Raw genomic sequence first — 21,484 nt, 5'->3', positions numbered from 1 at the left:
GCCGGGGCTTTCTAGACTGTGCCGGTGCGCCTCGTCTTCGCCGGTACGCCCGAACCCGCGCTGCCGGCGCTGCGTCGCCTCCTCGACTCGCCGCGCCACGAGGTGATCGCCGTGCTGACCCGGCCCGACGCCGCTTCCGGCCGGCGCGGCAAGCCCGAGCCGTCGCCGGTGGCCCGCGAGGCGCTCGACCGCGGAATCCCGGTGCTGCGGCCGGCGCGGCCGAACTCGCCCGAATTCGTCGCCGAACTGGCGCAGTTGGCGCCGGACTGCTGCGCGGTGGTGGCCTACGGCGCGCTGCTGCGCGACGAGCTGCTGGCGGTTCCCCCGCACGGGTGGATCAACCTGCACTTCTCGCTGCTGCCGGCCTGGCGCGGCGCGGCGCCGGTGCAGGCGGCCATCGCGGCGGGGGACACCATCACCGGGGCGACGACGTTCCGGATCGAGCCGGCCCTGGACTCGGGCCCGATCTACGGGGTCGTGACCGAGGCGATCCGCCCCACCGACACCGCCGGGGAACTGCTTGCGCGACTGGCGGTTTCGGGCGCGGAGCTGCTGTCCGCCACCCTGGACGGCATCGCCGACTCGACGCTGACGCCGCGACCGCAACCAGCCGAGGGCGTCAGCATCGCGCCCAAGATCACCGTCGAGCAGGCCCGGGTGCGCTGGGACCTGCCGGCGCCGGTGGTGGAGCGCCGCATCCGCGCCGTCACGCCCAACCCGGGCGCCTGGACGGTGATCGGCGACCTGCGCATCAAACTCGGACCCGTGCGGCTCGGCGCGGCCTCCGACCTGCCCGCTCCGCCGGAACCGTTGCCGCCCGGCGCAATTCACGTCGACCGCAAGAGCGTCTGGGTGGGCACCGCATCCGATCCGGTGCGGTTGGATCAAATCCAGCCGCCCGGAAAGAAATTCATGAACGCCGTGGACTGGGCGCGCGGCGCCCGGCTCGATCCCGCGGCGCGGGCCACATGAGCCGGCCACAGCAGCGGGGGCGCGGCAAGAGGCGCCGGCCGCTGGACCCGGCCCGGGGTGCGGCCTTCGAGGTGTTGAGGGCGGTCAGCGAGCGCGACGCGTATGCGAACCTGGCGCTGCCCGCACTGCTGCGCGAGCGCGGAATCACCGGCCGTGACGCCGCATTCGCCACCGAGCTGACCTACGGCACCTGCCGCACCCGGGGCCTGCTGGACGCGGTCATCGGCGCGGCGGCCGGGCGCCCGCCGGAAGCCATCGACCCGGTGCTGCTCGACCTGCTGCGCCTGGGCACCTACCAGTTGCTGCGCACCAGGGTGGATGCCCACGCCGCGGTGTCCACCACCGTCGAGCAGGCCGCCATCGAATTCGACTCGGCGCGAGCAGGTTTCGTCAACGGGGTGCTGCGCAGGATCGCCGGCCGCGACGAGCGGTCCTGGGTGCAGGAGCTAGCCCCGGACCCGGCCCGCGATCCGATCGGACACGCCGCGTTCGTGCACGCCCATCCCCGGTGGATCGCCCAGGCCTTCGCCGACGCGCTGGGCGCCGCCGCGGCCGAACTCGACGCGGTGCTGGCCAGCGACGACGAACGACCGCAGGTGCATCTGGCGGCGCGACCGGGCGCGCTGACCGCCGCCGAGCTGGCCGACGCGGTGGGCGGCACGGTCGGCCGCCACTCGCCCTTCGCGGTGTATCTGGCCGGCGGCGACCCCGGCCGGCTGGCGCCGGTGCGCGACGGGCTGGCCCTGGTCCAGGACGAGGGCAGCCAACTGGTGGCCCGGGCGCTGACGCTGGCCCCGGTGGACGGCGACTGCGGACGGTGGCTGGACCTGTGCGCCGGGCCGGGCGGCAAGACGGCTCTGCTGGCTTCCCTTGGCGCCCAAAGGTTTTCGGGGCCACAGTTCCGGGTCACCGCGGTCGAGCCGGCGCCGCGTCGCGCGGACCTGGTGGTCGAGAACACCCGCGGATTGCCGGTCGAGGTGCTGCGGGTGGACGGGCGGCACACCGGCCTGCAGCCGGCGTTCGACCGGGTGCTCGTCGACGCGCCGTGCACCGGGCTGGGGGCGCTGCGCCGCCGGCCGGAGGCCCGGTGGCGGCGGCAGCCCGGCGACGTGCCGACGCTGACCAAGCTGCAGCGCGAGTTGCTGGGCGCCGCGATCGCGCTGACCCGGCCGGGCGGGGTGGTGCTCTATGCGACCTGCTCGCCGCACCTGGCCGAGACGGTCGGCGTGGTCGCCGACGCGTTGCGCCGCCACCCGGTCAGCGCGCTGGACGCCCGGCCGCTGTTCGAGCCGGTCGCCGACCTGGGCGACGGGCCGCATGTTCAGCTCTGGCCGCACCGGCACGGCACCGACGCAATGTTCGCGGCCGCGCTACGCCGCGAAGCGGGGTAGGGCGGCCGCGACACAAATGGACCTGGCCGCGTCCGCGCTGCGCCGCGAAGCGGGGTAGGGCGGCCGCGACACAAATGGACCTGGCCGCGTCCGCGCTGCGCCGCGAAGCGGGGTAGGGCGGCCGCGACACAAATGGACCTGGCCGCGTCCGCGCTGCGCCGCGAAGCGGAGTAGGACGGTCTCCGGATGTGAACCGAGCGGCGCCGCTTCAGTAGTCTGGCGCTCATGCCTTGCAACACGGGACAGCCGCGGGGACCGCTGATCGCGCCGTCGATCCTGTCCGCCGACTTCTCCCGGCTGGCCGACGAAGCCGCCGCCGTGACCGGCGCCGACTGGTTGCACGTCGACGTGATGGACAACCACTTCGTGCCGAATCTCACGATCGGGCTGCCGGTGGTCCAGAGCCTGCTGGCCACCACCACGATCCCGATGGACTGCCATCTGATGATCGAGAACCCGGACCGCTGGGCGCCGCCCTACGCCGAGGCCGGCGCCCACAACGTCACCTTCCACGCCGAGGCCACCGACAACCCGATCGGCGTCGCCCGCGACATCCGCGCCGCCGGCGCCAAGGCGGGGATCAGCGTGAAGCCGGGCACCCCGCTGGAGCCGTACCTGGAGATCCTGCCGCAGTTCGACACCCTGCTGATCATGTCGGTGGAGCCCGGCTTCGGCGGCCAGAGCTTCATCCCCGAAGTCCTCGGCAAGGTGCGCACCGCCCGCAAGCTGATCGACGCGGGTGAGCTGACCATCCTGGTCGAGATCGACGGCGGCATCAATGCCGACACCATCGAGCAGGCCGCCGAGGCCGGCGTCGACTGCTTCGTCGCCGGGTCGGCCGTGTACGGCGCCGACGACCCGGCCGCCGCGGTCGAGGCGCTGCGCCGGCAGGCCCTGGGCGCGTCCCAGCACCTGCGTCGATGACCGCGTCGCTGGGCGACCGCCTGGACGCCGCGATGCGCCTGGCGATCGAACAGTCCAATCAGGTCAAGGGCAACACCTATCCCAACCCGCCGGTGGGCGCGGTCGTCCTGGACGGCCGCGGCGAGGTGGTCGGCGTCGGCGGCACCGAACCGGCCGGTGGCGACCACGCCGAGATCCTGGCGCTGCGCCGCGCCGGCGACCTGGCCGCCGGCGGAACCGTCGTCGTCACCCTCGAGCCGTGCAACCACCACGGCAAGACGCCGCCGTGCGTGGACGCGCTGCTGGAGGCCGGGGTGAGCACGGTGGTCTACGCCGTCGCCGACCCGAACCCGCAGGCCGCCGGCGGCGCCGGTCGGCTCCAGGAGGCGGGCGTGACGGTGCGCTCCGGGCTGCTGGCCGACGAGGTGTCCGGCGGCCCGCTGCGGGAGTGGCTGCACAAGCAGCGCACCGGGCTGCCGCATCTGACCTGGAAATACGCCAGCAGCGTCGACGGGCGCAGCGCGGCCGCCGACGGGTCCAGCCGATGGATTTCCAGCGAAGCCTCGCGGCTGGACCTGCATCGCCGCCGCGCGGCCGCCGACGCGATCGTGGTGGGGACCGGCACGGTGCTGGCCGACGACCCGGCGTTGACCGCCCGGCTGCCCGACGGCACGCTGGCCGACCGGCAGCCGCTGCGGGTGGTCGTCGGGATGCGCGAAATACCTTCGGAGGCAAAGGTTCTCAACGACGATTCGCGGACCATGGTGATCCGCACGCATGATCCCGCCGAGGTGCTCAAGGCGGTGTCGGACCGCACCGACGTGCTGCTGGAGGGCGGCCCCACCCTGGCCGGCGCGTTCGTGCGGGCCGGGCTGGTGAACCGGATCCTGGTCTACCTCGCGCCCACCCTGCTGGGTGGCCCGGTCACCGCGGTCGACGACGTCGGGGTGCCGACGATCGCGAAGGCGCTGCGCTGGCAGTTCGACGGGGTCGACCGGGTGGGCCCCGACCTGCTGCTCAGCTTGATACCGCGCAGCGGCTAACGCTCACCCAGCGAGACCGCTTGCGGCTCAACGATTTCCGGTTCCTCGGCGTGTTCCTTGCGGCCGCCGATCAACAGGCCCAGCAGCGCACCGGCGATGCAGATCACCACGGTGGCCGCGAAGATGTCGCCGTACATCATGGCGAACGCCTTGAGGTACATCGTCCCCTGCGCGGCGATGCGCTCCAGCAGGCTGGCGTTGGGCGGGATCGCGGCGGTCAGGTTCGCCACGATCTGGTTGAACCGGTACAGGCCCCACGCGCTCAGCGCGGCCACACCGATCAGCATGCCGGTCATCCGGGCCACCACCACGGCCGCCGAGGCGATGCCGTGCTGGGCGGACGGAACCACCCGCAGCGCGGCGGAGGTCAGCGGCCCGATCACCAGGCCCAGGCCGACGCCGGCCACCAACAGGTCGGCGTGCAGCACGGGGACGCTGAACAGCCCGAGCACGTTGTGCTTCTGGCTCAACACGTCCTGGCGCCAGTAGTGGATCAGCCAGTAGCCGTAGGCGGCGATGAGCAGCCCGACGAACGTCATCGCCCGGTCGCCGACCCGGGTGGCGATCCACCCGCCCAGTACCGCGCCGATCGGCAACGCGATCAAGAACCACAGCAGCAGCCCGGCGGCCTGCGTCTGGTCCTGGCCCAGCACGCCCTGGCCGAACAGCTCCACGTCCACCAGCGTCACCATCAGCGCCGCGCCGGCGAACAGGGACGCGCCCAGCGCGGCCAAAAACGGGCGGAAGTGCACCCCGGCCGGCTCGATCAGCCGGGTACGGGCGAAGCGCTCCCAGAGCAGAAACAGGATCCCCACCACGACCGCGCCGAGCACCAGCGGCAACCCGTAGCTGGGCAGGATCTGCTTGCCGTCGGGCTCCGGGTTGTACAGGCCGATCACCGCCAGGCCCAGCGCGACCGCCAGCAGCACCCCGCCGACCAGGTCGACCTTCTCGGGCTGCTCCACCTTTTCGTGCGAGGGCAGGCTGAACTGGATCATCACCATGGCGATCAGGGTCAGCGGCACGTTGATCCAGAACACGTAGCGCCAGTCGTGGAACAGGAAGACGATGAAGATCCCGTACAGCGGGCCGAGCACGCTGCCGAGTTCCTGGGCGGCGCCGATGCCGCCGAGCACGCCGGCCCGGTTACGCTGCGCCCACAGGTCGGCGCCCAGCGCAAGCGTGACCGGCAGCAGCGCGCCGCTGGCCACACCCTGGATGGTGCGGCCGCCGATCAGCAGGTGGAAGTCGCCCCAGTGCCCGGCCAGCGCGGTGACCACCGAGCCGACCATGAACAGCGCCAGGCTGACCTGCAGCACCAGCTTGCGGCCGAACCGGTCGGACGCCCGGCCCAGCAGCGGCATGGCGGCGATGTAGCCCAGCAGGTACATCGTGATGATCCAGGTGATGCGCTGCAGCTGATTGATCGGGATGTGGACGTCGGTCATGATGTCGCGCATGATCGTCACGACCACGTAGGCGTCCAGGGCGCCCAGCAGCACCGCCAGACTGCCCGCGCTGATCGCGACGCGACGCCCGGTTTGAGCGGTCACGAGCTCACCGGGGGCTTGGTGACCTGGACCTGCTCGCCCCAATTCGACAGCGTCACCTGCACGGAATTCCCGGAGCTCTTCTGCAGGTTGGCCTGAACCAGCTGGTGGTCGCCGGTCTCCTGGACCCACACGGTGCTCGGCACCGGCTGGGTGGCGTTGAACTGCGGCATGATCTTGTTCACCGCGTCCGCCGAGACGTTCCCGCTGATCCGGATGGTGCTCTGACCGTTGATGGTTTCGCGGCCCTCGGCCTTGGCGTTGCTGAAGTTCGCCAGCGCGTTGCCCAGCCCGTTGTCGGGGTTGAGCAGCACCGACACGTCGTAGATGTCGGACGCCTTGCCGAAGTCGCTCCACTTGTTCGGGGTGAGGGTGGCGTACAGGGTGCCGTCGACGACGACGAAGTTGGCGTCGATGTCCGAGCCGCCCAGGGTGATCGTGGCGTTGCCCTTCGCGGCGGTGGCCGGCGTGGTGGTGAGGTCACCGGTCAGCGTCTTGATGGGCAGCCCGGAGATCTTGCCCTGGATGCTCAGCACCAGGTGCACGCTCTTGACGTTCTTGGTCGCGTCGGCCGACTGCTTGACCAGGCTGGTGGGGTCGGGCAGCGGCGCACCGCTCTGCTTCGAGCCCGACGAGCAGCCGGCGATCAAGGCGGTGGCGAGGGTCAGGGATGCGAAAACGGCCGATAGGCGGCGGCGGGTCTGCATACCCAGCATCGTAGAGGGTGCCGGTGACTGCCCTGGTGAACGCGGGGGGCCGGTGTCTCACAGGCGGCGGTGTTTGCCCTGCTCACCAGCCTGCGCGGGGGCGAATTAGCCTGGGGGGATGTTTACCGGAATTGTCGAGGAGCTCGGCGAGGTGACCGCCCGCGACGTGCTCGCCGATGCGGCGCGGCTGACCATCCGCGGGGCCGTGGTGACCGCCGACGCCGGGCACGGCGATTCGATCGCCGTCAACGGTGTCTGCCTGACCGTCGCCGAGCTGCTGCCCGACGGCCGGTTCACCGCCGACGTGATGGGCGAGACGCTGAACCGGTCCAACCTGGGCGCGCTGCAGGTCGGCAGCCGGGTGAACCTGGAACGCGCGGCCGCCGTCAACAGCCGGCTGGGCGGGCACATCGTGCAGGGCCACGTCGACGGCACCGGGCGGATCGTGGCGCGCACCCCGTCCGAGCACTGGGAGGTGGTGCGCATCGAGGTGCCGCCGGAGGTGGCCCGCTACGTGGTGGAGAAGGGGTCGATCACGGTCGACGGCATCTCGCTGACGGTGTCCGGGCTGGGCGGCGAGCCCCGCGACTGGTTCGAGGTGTCGCTGATCCCCACCACCCGGGAGCTGACCACGCTGGGCGGCGCCCCGGTGGGGACGCAGGTCAATCTCGAGGTCGACGTGATTGCCAAGTACGTCGAGCGGCTGATGTCCCGCTGATCAAGCCATGGCAATAACCGCGGCGCCGCCGTGGTTCATACTGAATGCAACACGTGGGCTTCTCGTGTGAGCCGTTTCTACAGTGTTCCCGCCGCCAAGCGGGGACGGCGAGGTAGCAGAGATGACGAGGTTGGACTCCGTCGAAAGGGCGGTTGCCGACATTGCGGCCGGCAAGGCCGTCATCGTCATCGACGACGAAGACCGGGAGAACGAGGGCGATCTGATCTTCGCCGCCGAGAAGGCGACGCCGGAGATGGTGGCGTTCATGGTGCGCTACACCTCGGGCTACCTGTGTGTGCCGCTGGACGGGGCGATCTGCGACCGCCTGGGCCTGCTGCCGATGTATGCGGTCAACCAGGACAAGCACGGGACCGCTTACACGGTCACGGTCGACGCGAGAAACGGTGTGGGCACCGGGATTTCGGCCTCGGACCGGGCCACCACCATGCGCCTGCTGGCCGATCCCACCAGCATCGCCGAGGATTTCACCCGGCCCGGTCATGTGGTTCCGTTGCGCGCCAAGGACGGTGGCGTGCTGCGCCGGCCCGGTCACACCGAGGCCGCCGTGGACCTGGCCCGGATGGCCGGCCTGCAGCCGGCCGGCGCCATCTGCGAGATCGTCAGCCAGAAGGACGAGGGCTCGATGGCGCAGACCGACGAGCTGCGGGTGTTCGCCGACGAACACGACCTCGCCATGATCACCATCGCCGACCTGATCGAGTGGCGCCGCAAGCACGAGAAGCACATCGAGCGCATCGCGGAGGCCCGGATCCCGACTCGGCACGGCGAGTTTCGCGCCATCGGTTACACCAGCATCTACGAGGAGGTCGAACACGTCGCGCTGGTTCGCGGCGAGATCGCCGGCCCCAACTCCGACGGCGACGACGTGCTGGTGCGGGTGCACTCGGAGTGCCTGACCGGTGACGTGTTCGGTTCGCGCCGTTGCGATTGCGGACCCCAGCTCGACGCCGCCATGGCCATGGTGGCCCGCGAGGGGCGCGGCATCGTGCTGTACATGCGCGGGCACGAGGGCCGCGGCATCGGGCTGATGCACAAGCTGCAGGCCTACCAGCTGCAGGACGCCGGCGAGGACACCGTCGACGCCAACCTCAAACTCGGATTGCCTGCTGACGCAAGGGATTACGGAATCGGCGCGCAGATCCTGGTCGATCTGGGGGTGCGTTCGATGCGGCTGCTGACCAACAACCCCGCCAAGCGGGTGGGGCTGGACGGCTACGGTCTGCACATCATCGAGCGGGTGCCGCTGCCGGTGCGCGCCAACGCCGAGAACATTCGTTACCTGATGACCAAGCGCGATAAGATGGGCCACGATCTGGCCGGCCTGGATGATTTTCACGAATCGGTCCATCTGCCAGGCGAATTCGGCGGCGCCCTGTGAGCCGCGCCGGCGATGATGCAGAGCGGAGCGATGGTGCAGAGCGAAGCGATGAGGAGGAGTGGCGCCCATGAGCCCAGCCGCCGGCGTGCCGGAGATGCCGGCGCTCGACGCGTCCGGCGTGCGGCTGGGCATCGTGGCGAGCACCTGGCACAGTCGGATCTGTGACGCGCTGCTGGCCGGTGCCCGCAAAGTCGCCGCCGACTCGGGAGTCGAGAACCCCACGGTGGTCCGCGTGCTCGGTGCCATCGAAATCCCGGTGGTCGCACAGGAACTCGCCCGCAACCACGACGCCGTCGTCGCGTTGGGCGTCGTGATCCGCGGGCAGACACCGCATTTCGAGTACGTCTGCGACGCCGTCACCCAGGGCATCACCCGGGTTTCGCTGGACGCGTCGACGCCGGTCGCCAACGGCGTGCTGACCACCGACAACGAGCAGCAGGCGCTGGACCGGGCCGGGCTGCCGGACTCGGCCGAGGACAAGGGGGCGCAGGCGGCCGGGGCGGCGCTGTCCGCCGCGCTCACCCTGCGTGAGTTGCGCGCTCGGTCGTGACCCCGCCGGAACCCGAACGCTGGGATGTGGTACTGCGCCCGCACCGCACCCCGTTATTCGTCTACGGGGCAGCGGTTCTCATCGCCGCCGCGCACATCGCCCTGGGCCTGCTGCTCAAGGTCGGATCCACCGGCGTGGTGTTCCGCACCTCCGACCAGGTGGCCATCGCGGTGTTGGGCCTGGTGATCGCCGGCGTGGTGCTGTTGTTCGCGCGGCCCCGGCTGCGGATCGGTCCGGCCGGTGTGTCGGTCCGAAACCTGTTGGGCGACAAGCTGATCGAATGGCCCGACGTCGTCGGCGTCTCGTTCCCGGTGGGTCACCGGTGGGCGCGCATCGACCTGCCCGACGACGAGTACATCCCGGTGATGGCCATCCAGGCCGTCGACAAGGGCCGTGCCGTGGACGCCATGGACACCGTGCGCTCACTGCTGGCGCGTTATCGCCCCGACCTGCAGGGCTGACCCGGCCGCGCAGGGGGCCGGGTCAGCGGACGCTCAGTACCGGGTGCAGTCCGTCATCATCTGCTGGAAGATTGGCAGCGCCTGCTGGGCGCCCTGGTTGTGCTCGATCGCATGCAGCAGGTTCACCCGCTGATCGGGCGACGACGCCAGATACTGCTGCAGGAATTGCTGGTTGGGCGGCGATTGGTCGAGGTACTGCGCGGCCATCGGGTTTTCCGCGTGGACCGCGCGCATCGCCTGGTCGTAGCTACAGGTGGTGTTGATCATCGGACCGTAATCGGGGTCGGCCGACGCGACCCCGGCCCCAGCGGTCGACGCCAATGCCAGGCCGCCGACGGTGACGGCCAGTTTGGCCAACGAGCGCTTCATCATTTACGGACTCCCTCCATCGCTTCGCACCCACTCTACGTTGAGCTAGAAGCTTGGTAGCCGGAACTGAGGCCGGCCAAACCGGCCGCCCCGCCCCGCGGCCCGCTCAGCCGCCCCCGACCTGCCCGTTTTCCGGGTCCTCGGTTTCGCCGCTCCAGCTGCCGGGCAGCAGCGGCATTCGCGGGCCGTCGTCCAGCGCATCACCGGCGACTGTGGTCAACCCCACGGGTGCCGAACCGGTCGTGCCGGTGGTGCCGGCGAACCCGATCGAGCCGGCGCCGCGGTCCGAGGCGGTCACGGATTCGGGGTCCCCGCCGGGGTCGGTGTCGAGGTATTCGTGGCGGTATCCGGGGTCGATCTGACCCGGCCGCGGGCGCCGCCGGCGGCGGACCTGTTCGCGCCGGTCCGCCGCGGCCGGCGCCGCCGCCGTCGCGAAATCGGGTGACGTCTGTCCGGCGCGGGTCCCGGCGGACAGGTTTCCGCCGGCCCCGAGGCCGGGCGGCCCGACCGCGTACGGGGCGCTGAAGCCGGGAACGCCGGTGGCTGGCGGCGGCGTGGGTGGTCCGACCGGGGCCGGTGCGGTGGCCGGCGTGCCGCGGCGCCGGGCCGGCGACACGGTCGCGGCGGAGGCGCCCGGCCGGGGGCCAGCACGGCAGCGGCTCCACCGCCGGAGGGCGCGGCCGCCACCCCGGGCAGGACGGCGCGGGGGCGCCCCCCGCCAACCCGGCGAGTCCGGCCAGCCCGGCCACACCCGGCGCCCCCACGGCGGCGGGGATGAAGGGCGCGATCAGGCCGAACGAGAGCTGGGTCAACTGCGGCACCTGCGGAGTGAAGTACAGCAGCGACTCGCCCGCCCAGTGCGGCACCTCGGTGGCCAGCAGCGGATCGCTCATCAGGTCCGACAACGTCGCGGACGGGTTCGACAGCGACTGGCTCAGGTCGCCGCTGATGGCCCTGGCCACCTCCTGCACCCGCGTCACCCACCAGCTCAGCTGGGTGGGGCCGCCGCCGGCGTCCTGGTTGGCGACGCCGGTTTTCTGGATCTGCGGCGGCGGCGCGGTGGGCGGTTTCCACGTCATCGCGGTCTCCGACACCGCCTCGTAGATCGCCATCGTGGTGGCCGCCTGCAGCCACATCTGCAGATACTCGATCTCGTTCTGCGCGATCGGAATCGTGTTGACGCCAAAGAAGTTCGTCGCCACCAACTGCGCGAAGACGGCGTGGTTGGTGGCCAGCTGCTCCAGCGTCGGCATCGCCGACAGCGCGGCGGTGTAGGCCGCGGCCACCGTCTCGGCCTCCCGGGCCGCGGCCGTGCTGTTGGTGCTGTTCTGCAACAGCCATACCAGATAGGGCACGTGCGCGGCCACGAACGCCTCGGCGCTGGGGCCCTGCCAGGTGCCGGCCTGCACCGCCGCCAGCAGGTCGCCGAGTTCGGCGGCGGCCGAGGCGTATTCGGCGCTCAGCGCCTGCCAGGCCTGCTCGGCCGCGAGCAACGACCCGGGGCCGGGTCCGCTGGACAGCGCCGCCGAATGCACTTCCGGCGGGAAGGCGGCCCAGATCGGCATGGTCATCGCCGTCTCCCCGCGGCGGACCCTGCTGCCATGACGCGCTCCTCCCCGACGAACGAGGCGACCCGTAGGTAATGGAGGGTAACCCGAAGATATCCGCAGATACGGATAGATTCCGGCGGATTCACCGGAAATGCGAAGCTGACTGTCAGTCGTCGGACAGCCGGGCCAGAAACCCGTTCAGGATCAGCGTCTGCGCCAGCCCGATCTGCTGCGCGGCGCTCAGCCCGGGCAGCTCGGCCACCCGGAACGGCTCGGCGCGGCCGGCCAGGAACAGCATCGCGGCCTCGTGGTCGGATCCGGCGCTCACCGACAGTTGAGCGAACTGCAGCACCACGCCGTCGCCGGCGCGCGTCACCCGGGCATACAGCGGCTGGTGTTTGCGCACCAGCGTGTGCCCGTCCACCCCGACCGTGTCGCGCACCGACCCGACCGGTGGGCACCGGCCGCGCCGCACCAACACCTCCTCCATCGCGCCGAGACCGTCGGCGATGACGGCGTCGTCGTCCAGGGCCCGCACCGCGTCGCGCACCGCCTCGCCCAAGCCGGCGCGAACATGGGCGTCGTCCAGATGGCGCGGCGGCAGCCGGTCGTGCACCCGGGGATCGCGCAGGCTCAGCGCGTGCAGCGCGCTGGTGACGAGGGTGAGCACCGTCGGCGCGTGCAGCCCCACGGTCAGATGCACCGACGGCTCGGAATGTGTTCGGGCCGAATGCACTTGGCCGCGCGGCAGATACAGCACGTCGCCGGGTCGCAGGCACACATCGGTCCACGACGCCGGGCCGTCGGCGCCGACGCCCTTGCGGCTTTGGATCTGCTGCGGTGGCACGGGCGGCCCGTCGGACACCCGCCACGTCTTGCAGCCCTCGATCTGCAGCACCAACACGTCGTGCGGGTCGTAGTGCGGGACGAACCCGGTGGAGTGCGGGGGAGTGACGTAGGCGTTGACCCGGGTGGGGAAGTTCAGCTCGACCTCGATCGCGTGCGACAGCGAGGCGACCGTGCGCAGATACCGCTCCAGCCCATTGAGCACCAGGGTGTAACCGTCGGCCAGGCCGTCGCGGGCGCCGCCGGCGTTCAGCGTGCCGTCGCCGCGACGGTAACCGGCCGGATCCCGGTCCTCGCCGTCCTTGACCAGCCGCACCGCGGCGGGGTCCGGCCGCACCTGCTCCAGCAGCCCGTCGACGGCCGAGGGTCCCGGCAACAGCCCGTCGAAGTAGCCGGGCCGGCAGCGGTCGATGTGATGGTGCCGGGTCGCCCAGATCTCGTTCAGGAAGGCGTCGACCCCAAGGGGCCGCAGCAACCAGGCAAGCGAGGACTCGACGGCCAATTCCCTCCCAACCCCTCAGTCGCAACGGGTCGCCCGTGGCGAGCGGTATGCCCCACAGTAGACCGGCCGCCGCACCGTGCCGGCCGCGTCGCCGCCGGCTACTAGCCTGGATCTGTGCCAGATCCCGCCACCTATCGCCCCGCACCCGGGTCCATCCCGGTCGAGCCCGGCGTGTACCGATTCCGGGATCCGCACGGGCGGGTCATCTACGTCGGCAAGGCCAAGAGCCTGCGCAGCCGGCTGACGTCCTACTTCGCCGACGTCGCCAACCTGCACCCGCGCACCCGGCAGATGGTGACCACCGCGGCCAAGGTCGAGTGGACGGTGGTCAACACCGAGGTCGAGGCGCTGCAGCTCGAATACAACTGGATCAAGGAATTCGACCCGCGCTTCAACGTCCGCTACCGCGACGACAAGTCCTACCCGGTGCTGGCCGTCACCCTCAACGAGGAGTTCCCGCGGCTGATGGTCTATCGCGGCCCGCGCCGCAAGGGGGTGCGCTATTTCGGGCCGTACTCGCACGCCTGGGCCATCCGCGAGACGCTGGACCTGCTCACCCGGGTGTTTCCGGCCCGCACCTGCTCCGCGGGAGTGTTCAAGCGACACAAGCAGATTGACCGACCCTGCCTGCTCGGCTACATCGACAAGTGCTCGGCGCCGTGCATCGGTCGGGTCAGCGCCGAGCAGCACCGCCAGATCGTGGACGACTTCTGCGACTTCCTGTCCGGCAAGACCGACCGGTTCGCCCGGGAGCTGGAACAGCAGATGAACGCCGCGGCCGCCGAACTCGATTTCGAGCGGGCCGCCCGGCTGCGCGACGACCTGGGCGCGCTGAAGCAGGCGATGGAGAAACAGGCCGTGGTGCTCGGCGACGGCACCGACGCCGACGTGGTGGCCTTCGCCGACGACGAACTCGAGGCCGCGGTGCAGGTGTTCCATGTGCGGGGCGGCCGGGTGCGCGGTCAGCGCGGCTGGATCGTGGAGAAGTCCGCCGACCCCGGCGATTCCGGCGAGGAACAGCTTGTGGAGCAGTTCCTGGCCCAGTTCTACGGCGAGCAGGCCGAATTGGGTGGCGCCGCAGACGAATCGGTGAACCCGGTGCCGCGCGAGGTGCTGGTGCCCTGCCTGCCGTCCAACGCCGACGAGCTGACCAGCTGGCTGTCCGGGCTGCGCGGGTCGCGGGTGGCGTTGCGGGTGCCGCGCCGCGGCGACAAACGGGCGCTGGCCGAAACCGTGCAGCGCAACGCGAAAGAGGCTCTGCAGCAACACAAGCTGAAGCGGGCCGGCGACTTCAACGCCAGATCGGCTGCGTTGCAGAACATTCAGGAGGCCCTCGGCCTGTCCGAGGCGCCGCTACGCATCGAGTGCGTGGACATCAGCCACGTGCAGGGCACCGACGTGGTGGGGTCGTTGGTGGTGTTCGAGGACGGCCTGCCGCGCAAATCGGACTACCGCCACTTCGCGATCCGGGAAGCCGCCGGGCAGGGGCGCTCCGACGACGTCGCCTCCATCGCCGAGGTGACCCGGCGCCGGTTCGCGCGACACCTGAGCGAGCAGAACGACCCGAATATGCTTTCGCCGGAAGGAAAATCGCGCCGGTTCGCCTACCCGCCCAACCTGTACGTGGTCGACGGCGGTGCGCCGCAGGTCAATGCGGCCAGCGCGGTGCTGGAGGAGCTCGGCATCACCGACGTCGCGGTGATCGGCCTGGCCAAGCGGCTGGAAGAGGTGTGGGTGCCCTCGGAGCCCGATCCGGTCATCATGCCGCGCAACAGCGAGGGGTTGTACCTGCTGCAACGCGTCCGTGACGAGGCGCACCGGTTCGCCATCACCTACCATCGCAGCAAGCGATCCAAGCGAATGACGGCATCGGTGCTGGATTCGGTGCCAGGATTGGGAGAACATCGCCGCAAGGCGTTGGTAAGCCATTTCGGATCGATAGCCCGCCTCAAGGAGGCCACCGTCGACCAGATCACCGCCGTACCCGGCATCGGGGTGGCCACCGCGACCGCCGTCCTGGAGGCGTTGCGGCCCGACGAGTCCAAGGCCGCGCCGTGACGGGCCCGGGTGAGCTCGCGGGGAGCCGGCCGGTGGACGCGCACCTGGAAAACGGGGCCGGCATCGACGTCGTGCTGGTGACCGGATTGTCCGGCGCCGGACGGGGTACCGCGGCCAAGGTGCTCGAGGACCTCGGCTGGTATGTGGCCGACAACCTGCCCCCGCAGCTGATCACCCGGATGGTCGACCTGGGCATGGACGCCGGCTCGCGGATCACCCAGCTGGCGGTGGTGATGGACGTGCGGTCGCGCGGTTTCACCGGCGATCTGGACTCGGTGCGCACCGAACTGGCCACCCGCAACATCGCTCCGCGGGTGGTGTTCATGGAAGCATCCGACGACATGTTGGTGCGCCGCTACGAGCAGAACCGCCGCAGCCATCCGCTGCAGGGCGATCAGACGCTAGCCGAGGGCATCGCCGCCGAGCGGCGGATGCTGGCGCCGGTGCGGGCCACCGCGGATCTGATCATCGACACCTCGACGCTGTCGGTGCGTGCCCTGCGCGAGACCATCGAGCGGGCGTTCGGCGGCGGCGCCAGCGCGACCATCAGCGTCACCGTCGAGTCGTTCGGCTTCAAGTACGGCCTGCCGATGGACGCCGACATGGTGATGGACGTGCGCTTCCTGCCGAACCCGCACTGGGTCGACGAATTGCGGCCCCGCACCGGGCAGGATCCCGCCGTGCGCGACTACGTGTTGGGCCAGCCCGGCGCGGCCGAGTTTCTCGACGCCTACCATCGGTTGCTGTCTCTGGTCGTCGACGGCTACCGCCGGGAGGGCAAGCGCTACATGACGGTCGCCATCGGCTGCACCGGCGGCAAGCATCGCAGCGTGGCGATCGCCGAGGCGCTGATGCAACGGCTGCAGGCCCAGCACGGTGAGGCCCAACTGTCGGTGCGGGTGTTGCACCGGGATCTGGGCCGCGAATGAGCGAGCCGATCAACCGGGGCATCGTCGCGCTGGGCGGCGGACACGGCCTGTACGCGACGCTCTCGGCGGCCCGCCGGCTCACCCCCTATGTCACCGCCGTGGTGACCGTCGCCGACGACGGCGGGTCTTCGGGCCGGCTGCGCAGCGAGCTGGGCGTGGTGCCGCCGGGCGATCTGCGAATGGCGTTGGCGGCCTTGGCTTCTGACAGCCCGCACGGCCGACTGTGGGCGACCATCCTGCAGCACCGGTTCGGCGGCAGCGGCGCGCTGGCCGGGCACCCGATCGGCAACCTGATGCTGGCCGGGCTCTCGGAGGTGCTGGCCGACCCGGTGGCCGCCCTCGACGAGCTGGGCCGCATCCTCGGCGTCAAGGGCCGGGTGCTGCCGATGTGCCCGATCGCGCTGCAGATCGAGGCCGACGTGTCGGGCCTGGAGGCCGATCCGCGGATGTTCCGGGTCATCCGCGGGCAGGTGGCGATCGCGACCACGCCCGGCAAGGTGCGTCGGGTGCGGCTGCTGCCGGACAACCCGCCGGCGACCCGGCAGGCCGTCGACGCCATCATGGCCGCCGACCTGGTGGTGCTCGGCCCGGGCTCGTGGTTCACCAGCGTCATTCCGCACGTGATGGTGCCCGGGCTGGCGGCGGCGTTACGGGCGACCACCGCCCGCCGCGCGCTGGTGCTCAACCTGGTGGCCGAGCCGGGGGAGACGGCGGGCTTCTCCGTCGAGCGTCATCTGCACGTACTCGCCCAGCACGCACCGGGATTCACCGTGCACGACATCATCATCGACGCCGAACGGGTGCCCAGCGAGCGGGAACGCGAGCAATTGCGCCGCACCGCCACACTGCTTTCGGCCGAGGTCCACTTCGCCGACGTGGCCAGACCTGGTACACCTTTACATGATCCAGGCAAGCTCGCGGCGGCCCTGGACGGGGTCCGGGCGGCCCGCAAGGCCCCGGGCGCATCCCCGGTCACGGCCACCGCGGATATTCGGGTTGACGGTGCAAGCCCACCGGCAGGTGGCAACGGACCGGCCGGCAGCGGACCAAGGGGTGACGACGCGTGGCGATGACGACCGAAGTCAAGGACGAACTGAGCCGCCTGGTCGTGAAATCGGTCAGTGCGCGCCGGGCGGAGGTCACGTCCCTGCTGCGGTTCGCCGGCGGCCTACACATCGTCGGCGGTCGCGTCGTGGTCGAGGCCGAGGTGGATCTGGGCAACGTGGCGCGGCGGCTGCGCAAGGACATTTTCGAGCTCTACGGCTACAACGCGGTCGTGCATGTGTTGTCCGCCAGCGGGATTCGCAAGAGCACCCGGTACGTGCTGCGGGTGGCAAACGACGGTGAGGCGCTGGCCCGCCAGACCGGCCTGTTGGACAACCGGGGCCGCCCGGTGCGCGGGCTGCCCGCCCAGGTGGTGGGCGGCAGCATCGCCGACGCCGAAGCCGCCTGGCGCGGAGCGTTCTTGGCGCACGGGTCGCTGACCGAGCCGGGCCGCTCGTCGGCGCTGGAGGTCAGCTGCCCCGGGCCGGAGGCCGCGCTGGCGTTGGTGGGCGCGGCGCGCCGGCTGGGGGTCAGTGCCAAGGCCCGCGAGGTGCGCGGCGCCGACCGGGTGGTGGTGCGCGACGGCGAGGCGATCGGCGCGCTGCTGACCCGGATGGGCGCCCAGGACACCCGGCTCATCTGGGAGGAGCGCCGGATGCGGCGCGAGGTGCGCGCGACGGCCAACCGGTTGGCCAACTTCGACGACGCCAACCTGCGCCGCTCGGCGCGGGCGGCGGTGGCGGCGGCGGCCCGGGTGGAGCGGGCGCTGGAGATCCTCGGCGACACCGTGCCCGACCATCTGGCCTCGGCCGGCAAGCTGCGCGTCGAGCACCGGCAGGCCTCGCTGGAGGAGCTGGCCGCCTCGCCGACCCGCCGATGACGAAAGACGCTGTGGCGGGCCGTATTCGGCGGTTGTTGTCGATGGCCGACCGCAAGGCCAAGATCGAGGGCATTCCCGACACCGAGTCGGCGGTGACGCCGGACCTGCTCGAGGACGCCTAGCGCGGTGGCGATGCGCGCCGACGGCGCGTCGTCGCGCTGGCAAAGCCCGGAGCGCGGCGCGGAGTCGTGGGGCGCCCCTGGCTCGCAGCGCCCGATTCGCCGAGAGTGTCGGCGTGCGTGGCCGCGGGCACGCCGTCCCGAGTCACCCTTTCGCCCCTGCCGTGTCCCTGCCGCGCCGAATTCTATGAATTGAATATGGGTCGGCGTATTCGATAATGTGCTGACGGGGTAAATTCCCGCGCGTAACTTGGCGTGCCGGTTCGGTCAAGTGCCGATTAAAGGCGCGTCTCCTGGACAGCAAATTTCATAGCGATGACATAATTTCTTTGAAATCGATATGAGTCACGGGCATATCGGCCGCACCGCGTCGGATTACGTGCTCCTCCACCCATTTTCCCGCTGACGCCGCGCTGGCGGGCTCGTTCCGATGGGCGGTCGCGCGCCGCCGTGCGGGTGCGGTAGCTAAACAAATCCGCGGCCAACACAATTTGTGGTATCGAGATTTTTATTCACCGATAGGCGCCCGGGGAACGCCCGCTCCGGCTTTGCGACACCCATTCACCGCCTCGCCGTGCCGGATTCGCCCGAGGTAAAGCGGTATATCGGCGACTTGTTCGCCGAAGCGCCGACTCCCAGCGCTCGCGGCGCGGCCCGGCGGCGCCGGCGATACCGGCCGATCGTGGCGAAGGGCGATTCCGTAACCCCTGGCTAGTGTCTCGGCTACACGCGGACATGACCGCCGCCCAGCAAACTCATGGTGATGCGCTGGCGGCGGCACGGATTAGGCCGGACGTGGCGACACGGCCGGAGGCGGAGGAATGCATGGATTTCGGGTCGTTACCGCCGGAGATCAACTCGGGCAGGATCTACTCAGGACCGGGGTCGGCGCCGTTGCTGGCAGCGGCGGCGGCCTGGCACGGGCTGGCGGCCGAAATGCATTCGGCCGCAGCGTCGTACAGTTCGGCGATCGCGGAGCTGCGCACCTTGTGGCATGGGCCTTCGTCGACGGCGATGGCCGCCGCGGCGGCGCCCTTCATCGCCTGGCTCGACGGCACCGCGGCGCAGGCCGAGCAGACCGCCGCCCAGGCCACGGCGGCGGCGGCGGCCTATGACTCGGTTTTCGCGGCCACCGTCCCGCCGCCGGTGATCGCCGCCAACCGGGCGTTGCTGGCGTCGCTGATCGCGACCAACGTGCTGGGCCAGAACACCCCGGCGATCGCGGCCACGGAGGCCCACTACGCCGAGATGTGGGCCCAAGACGCCGCCGCGATGTACGCCTATGCCGGCGCATCGGCGGTCGCGACCCGGCTCACCCCGTTCGGTGCACCACCACAGACCGCCGACGCCAACGCCGCGGCCGACCAATCGGCCGCGGCTGCCTCCGCGCTGCAGTCGTCGACCGCATCCAGCGTGGAATCCGCACTGTCACAAGCTGTTACGCAAGTCCCCGTCGCGGCGCAGGTGAACGCGACCGCGGTGACGGCGACGGCTCAACTCCCGCTGAGCCTGACGGACATCACCGGGATTCTGAAGACCTTCAACAGCGTCATGGGCACCATCTCCGGGCCGTACACGCCGCTCGGCGTGGCCAATCTGGCGAAGAACTGGTACCAGATCGCGCTCAGCATCCCGAGCGTGGGGACGGGCATCCAAGGAATCGGACCCCTGTTGCACCCCAAAGCGCTCACCGGGGTGTTGGCGCCGCTGCTGCGCAGCGATCTGCTGACGGGCTCGACCGCGCTGTCGAGTGCGGGCACGGTTTCGGCGTCGGCGGGCCGTGCCGGGTTGGTCGGAGCGTTGTCGGTGCCGGCGAATTGGGCCTCGGCGGTCCCGGCGGTCCGGACGGTGGCCGCCGAGCTGCCGGAGACCATGCTGGACGCCGCCCCGGCGATGGCCGTCAACGGTCAGCAGGGCATGTTCGGCCCGACGGCCCTGTCGAGCATGGCCGGACGCGCGGTCGGCGGGACCGCGACCCGCGCCGCCGCCGGGTCGACCGTGCGTGTGCCCGGTGCCGTGGCCGTCGACGACCTCGCGACCACGTCCACCGTCATCGTCATTCCGCCGAACGCGAAATAGGAGATACAGCAATGGTTTTCAGCGATTTCGCGACGCTGCCACCGGAGGTCATCTCCACCCAGATCCATGTCGGCCCGGGCGCCGTTCCGCTGCTGGCCGCCGCGGCGGCATGGGACGGGCTGGCCGCCGAATTGCACGGCACCGCGGCTTCCTACGCCTCGGTGATCTCGGAACTGGTCGGCGAATCGTGGCAGGGCTCGTCGTCGGAGTCCATGGCCGCCGCGGCGGCGCCCTACGTGGCGTGGCTTTCGGCCACGGCCGGCCTGGCCGAGCAGACTGCCGCTCAGGCCCGGGCCGCGGCCGCCGCCTACGAGGCGGCCATCGCGGCCACCGTGCCGCCGGCGGTGGTGGCGGCGAACCGCAGCCTGCTCGCCACGCTGTTGCAGACCAACATCCTGGGGCAGAACGACGCGGCGATCGCGGCGACCGAGGACGAGTACGGCCAGATGTGGGCCCAAGACGTCGCCGCCATGTTCAGTTATGCCGCCGCGTCGGAATCGGCCGGTGAGCTGACGCCGTTCGAGCAGGCGCCGGCCACCACCAATGACGCCGGACCGGCGACCCAGGCGGCCGCCGCGGCCGCGGCGGAGTCGACGTCGCTGTCGTCCTGGCTGAAACAGCTAGAGGCCTACATCACCTCGCTCACCGGTCAATACACCCAGTTCTGGCAGAACTTGATCGGCGGTGCCACGGGGAGCACGGAGATAGCACCGTTCTGGGAGACGCTGTATTCGAGCATTTCGCAGGTCGGCACTCAGGCGACGTGGACCAACGTCGTCAATGCCACCATCGGCCTTGGGGTTTCGCAGTGGAAGAACTTCTTCATCTATGCGCCGTGGAGTGCCGCGATGGCCAAATCGTCGTTGGGCGCCGGGCTGGCGTCGCCCGGCCACATCGCTTCCGGCATCGCGGCAAAGCCCGTATCGGCCGTGCTGGGTAATGCGCCGACAGTGGGCAAGCTGTCGGTGCCGGCCGGCTGGGCGACGGCCGCCCCGGCGATCAGGCTGGCCTCCACCGCGCTGCCGTCCACCAGCCTGGCCGCGGCCGCGGCGTCGGATTTCTCGGGCGTGGTGAACGAGGCGACCCTGGGCAGTCTGGCGGGCGGCGCGCTGGGCAGCCCGGCGGCGCGCGTCGTCAGCACAACGGGCATCCCAACCCGCGCGATCACCGGCGAGCGCCGGCAGGGACCGGTCAGGCTCGACCGCATCATCGCTCAACTGCAGGAGATGCCCGAGCAGGTGCAGCACTGGAACGTCGACGAGGCCGGCCTCGACGACCTGGTCGCCAGGCTCAGGACGACGCCGGGCGTGCACGCCGTGCACGTGACGGACGGAGAGCAAGTCGCGGTCGGATCGCCCGCATCGAAACTGGGGTAGCGCAACGGTTTCCGCGTCGCCGCCGCACACCGCCATAG

Annotated in this window: 19 protein-coding genes and 1 pseudogene; 14 read left to right on the top strand and 6 right to left on the bottom strand. The window is 70.9% G+C overall.

Annotated elements, in window-relative coordinates; all coding sequences use genetic code 11:
* Positions 1 to 24: 24 nt before the first annotated feature.
* The 4 genes from fmt (at position 25) to ribD (ending at position 4,309) form a co-directional block, all read left to right on the top strand.
* Positions 25 to 972 (top strand): methionyl-tRNA formyltransferase, encoded by a 948-nt coding sequence (gene fmt, locus NF20_RS09555; RefSeq protein ID WP_031347726.1) that lies wholly within the window; start codon positions 25 to 27, stop codon positions 970 to 972.
* A complete protein-coding gene (locus tag NF20_RS09550; protein WP_023861217.1) occupies positions 969 to 2,363 on the top strand; it encodes a 16S rRNA m5C967 methyltransferase in 1,395 nt (464 codons plus the stop codon). Before fmt ends, NF20_RS09550 begins: the two co-directional genes overlap by 4 nt.
* A 225-nt stretch (positions 2,364 to 2,588) precedes the next feature.
* A complete protein-coding gene (rpe, locus tag NF20_RS09545; protein WP_003872544.1) occupies positions 2,589 to 3,287 on the top strand; it encodes a ribulose-phosphate 3-epimerase in 699 nt (232 codons plus the stop codon).
* Entirely contained in the window at positions 3,284 to 4,309 is a 1,026-nt protein-coding gene (gene ribD, locus NF20_RS09540; RefSeq protein WP_019732541.1) for a bifunctional diaminohydroxyphosphoribosylaminopyrimidine deaminase/5-amino-6-(5-phosphoribosylamino)uracil reductase RibD, read from the top strand. The genes rpe and ribD overlap by 4 nt, the downstream gene beginning before the upstream one ends.
* Here ribD and NF20_RS09535 read toward each other — a convergent pair.
* A complete protein-coding gene (locus NF20_RS09535; protein WP_003872542.1) occupies positions 4,306 to 5,862 on the bottom strand; it encodes an MFS transporter in 1,557 nt (518 codons plus the stop codon). The two genes, ribD and NF20_RS09535, sit on opposite strands and share 4 nt — an antisense overlap.
* On the bottom strand, positions 5,859 to 6,566 hold the full coding sequence (locus NF20_RS09530; RefSeq protein ID WP_003877628.1) for an LppX_LprAFG lipoprotein: 708 nt from the start codon (positions 6,564 to 6,566) through the stop codon (positions 5,859 to 5,861). Before NF20_RS09530 ends, NF20_RS09535 begins: the two co-directional genes overlap by 4 nt.
* 118 nt (positions 6,567 to 6,684) lie before the next feature.
* On the opposite strand from NF20_RS09530, the gene NF20_RS09525 reads away from it, so the two are divergent.
* The 4 genes from NF20_RS09525 (at position 6,685) to NF20_RS09510 (ending at position 9,694) form a co-directional block, all read left to right on the top strand.
* A complete protein-coding gene (locus NF20_RS09525) occupies positions 6,685 to 7,284 on the top strand; it encodes a riboflavin synthase (RefSeq protein WP_023871214.1) in 600 nt (199 codons plus the stop codon).
* A gap of 121 nt (positions 7,285 to 7,405) precedes the next feature.
* Positions 7,406 to 8,683 (top strand): bifunctional 3,4-dihydroxy-2-butanone-4-phosphate synthase/GTP cyclohydrolase II, encoded by a 1,278-nt coding sequence (locus NF20_RS09520; protein WP_003872539.1) that lies wholly within the window; start codon positions 7,406 to 7,408, stop codon positions 8,681 to 8,683.
* Between the two features lie 67 nt (positions 8,684 to 8,750).
* On the top strand, positions 8,751 to 9,233 hold the full coding sequence (gene ribH, locus NF20_RS09515; protein WP_009977644.1) for a 6,7-dimethyl-8-ribityllumazine synthase: 483 nt from the start codon (positions 8,751 to 8,753) through the stop codon (positions 9,231 to 9,233).
* Positions 9,230 to 9,694, top strand: a complete 465-nt coding sequence (locus NF20_RS09510; protein ID WP_003872537.1) for a PH domain-containing protein — start codon at positions 9,230 to 9,232, stop codon at positions 9,692 to 9,694. The genes ribH and NF20_RS09510 overlap by 4 nt, the downstream gene beginning before the upstream one ends.
* 33 nt (positions 9,695 to 9,727) lie before the next feature.
* On the opposite strand, the gene NF20_RS09505 is transcribed toward NF20_RS09510, so the two are convergent.
* From NF20_RS09505 to NF20_RS09490, 4 genes are all read right to left on the bottom strand, one after another.
* A complete protein-coding gene (locus tag NF20_RS09505) occupies positions 9,728 to 10,066 on the bottom strand; it encodes a hemophore-related protein (protein ID WP_003872536.1) in 339 nt (112 codons plus the stop codon).
* A gap of 103 nt (positions 10,067 to 10,169) precedes the next feature.
* A complete protein-coding gene (locus tag NF20_RS28110; RefSeq protein ID WP_322887918.1) occupies positions 10,170 to 10,331 on the bottom strand; it encodes a hypothetical protein in 162 nt (53 codons plus the stop codon).
* On the bottom strand, positions 10,264 to 11,634 hold the full coding sequence (locus NF20_RS28695; protein WP_179944209.1) for a PPE family protein: 1,371 nt from the start codon (positions 11,632 to 11,634) through the stop codon (positions 10,264 to 10,266). Before NF20_RS28695 ends, NF20_RS28110 begins: the two co-directional genes overlap by 68 nt.
* 145 nt (positions 11,635 to 11,779) lie before the next feature.
* Positions 11,780 to 12,961: a cupin domain-containing protein gene (locus NF20_RS09490; RefSeq protein WP_023863995.1), complete on the bottom strand. Its 1,182-nt coding sequence runs from the start codon at positions 12,959 to 12,961 to the stop codon at positions 11,780 to 11,782.
* A 114-nt stretch (positions 12,962 to 13,075) separates the two neighbouring features.
* On the opposite strand from NF20_RS09490, the gene uvrC reads away from it, so the two are divergent.
* The 6 genes and pseudogenes from uvrC to NF20_RS09460 all read left to right on the top strand — a co-directional run bounded on the left by uvrC (position 13,076) and on the right by NF20_RS09460 (position 21,446).
* Positions 13,076 to 15,019 (top strand): excinuclease ABC subunit UvrC, encoded by a 1,944-nt coding sequence (gene uvrC, locus NF20_RS09485; RefSeq protein WP_023871210.1) that lies wholly within the window; start codon positions 13,076 to 13,078, stop codon positions 15,017 to 15,019.
* Between the two features lie 32 nt (positions 15,020 to 15,051).
* Entirely contained in the window at positions 15,052 to 15,948 is an 897-nt protein-coding gene (gene rapZ / locus NF20_RS09480; RefSeq protein WP_009977630.1) for an RNase adapter RapZ, read from the top strand.
* An 8-nt stretch (positions 15,949 to 15,956) separates the two neighbouring features.
* Entirely contained in the window at positions 15,957 to 17,021 is a 1,065-nt protein-coding gene (gene yvcK / locus NF20_RS09475; protein WP_024637268.1) for a uridine diphosphate-N-acetylglucosamine-binding protein YvcK, read from the top strand.
* A pseudogene (gene whiA, locus NF20_RS09470) lies at positions 17,018 to 17,994 on the top strand (DNA-binding protein WhiA). Before yvcK ends, whiA begins: the two are co-directional and overlap by 4 nt.
* Positions 17,995 to 18,816: 822 nt before the next feature.
* On the top strand, positions 18,817 to 20,070 hold the full coding sequence (locus NF20_RS09465) for a PPE family protein (protein ID WP_019734115.1): 1,254 nt from the start codon (positions 18,817 to 18,819) through the stop codon (positions 20,068 to 20,070).
* 11 nt (positions 20,071 to 20,081) lie between these two features.
* A complete protein-coding gene (locus NF20_RS09460; RefSeq protein ID WP_023861221.1) occupies positions 20,082 to 21,446 on the top strand; it encodes a PPE family protein in 1,365 nt (454 codons plus the stop codon).
* Positions 21,447 to 21,484 lie beyond the last annotated feature (38 nt).

Source organism: Mycobacterium sp. MAC_080597_8934 (genome assembly GCF_000523975.1).
In the GTDB taxonomy this organism is placed as follows: Bacteria; Actinomycetota; Actinomycetes; order Mycobacteriales; family Mycobacteriaceae; genus Mycobacterium; species Mycobacterium avium.
The sequence above is the reverse complement of the archived record's forward strand: the minus strand, read 5'-3'. Positions and strand labels throughout refer to the sequence as shown.

Coding starts and splice junctions, on each gene's coding strand:
- NF20_RS09550 (WP_023861217.1), top strand. CDS start 969: ATGAGCCGGCCACAGCAGCGGGGGCGCGGCAAGAGGCGCCGGCCGCTG.
- rpe (WP_003872544.1), top strand. CDS start 2,589: ATGCCTTGCAACACGGGACAGCCGCGGGGACCGCTGATCGCGCCGTCG.
- ribD (WP_019732541.1), top strand. CDS start 3,284: ATGACCGCGTCGCTGGGCGACCGCCTGGACGCCGCGATGCGCCTGGCG.
- NF20_RS09530 (WP_003877628.1), bottom strand. CDS start 6,566: ATGCAGACCCGCCGCCGCCTATCGGCCGTTTTCGCATCCCTGACCCTC.
- NF20_RS09525 (WP_023871214.1), top strand. CDS start 6,685: ATGTTTACCGGAATTGTCGAGGAGCTCGGCGAGGTGACCGCCCGCGAC.
- NF20_RS09520 (WP_003872539.1), top strand. CDS start 7,406: ATGACGAGGTTGGACTCCGTCGAAAGGGCGGTTGCCGACATTGCGGCC.
- ribH (WP_009977644.1), top strand. CDS start 8,751: ATGAGCCCAGCCGCCGGCGTGCCGGAGATGCCGGCGCTCGACGCGTCC.
- NF20_RS09505 (WP_003872536.1), bottom strand. CDS start 10,066: ATGATGAAGCGCTCGTTGGCCAAACTGGCCGTCACCGTCGGCGGCCTG.
- NF20_RS28695 (WP_179944209.1), bottom strand. CDS start 11,634: ATGACCATGCCGATCTGGGCCGCCTTCCCGCCGGAAGTGCATTCGGCG.
- NF20_RS09465 (WP_019734115.1), top strand. CDS start 18,817: ATGGATTTCGGGTCGTTACCGCCGGAGATCAACTCGGGCAGGATCTAC.
- NF20_RS09460 (WP_023861221.1), top strand. CDS start 20,082: ATGGTTTTCAGCGATTTCGCGACGCTGCCACCGGAGGTCATCTCCACC.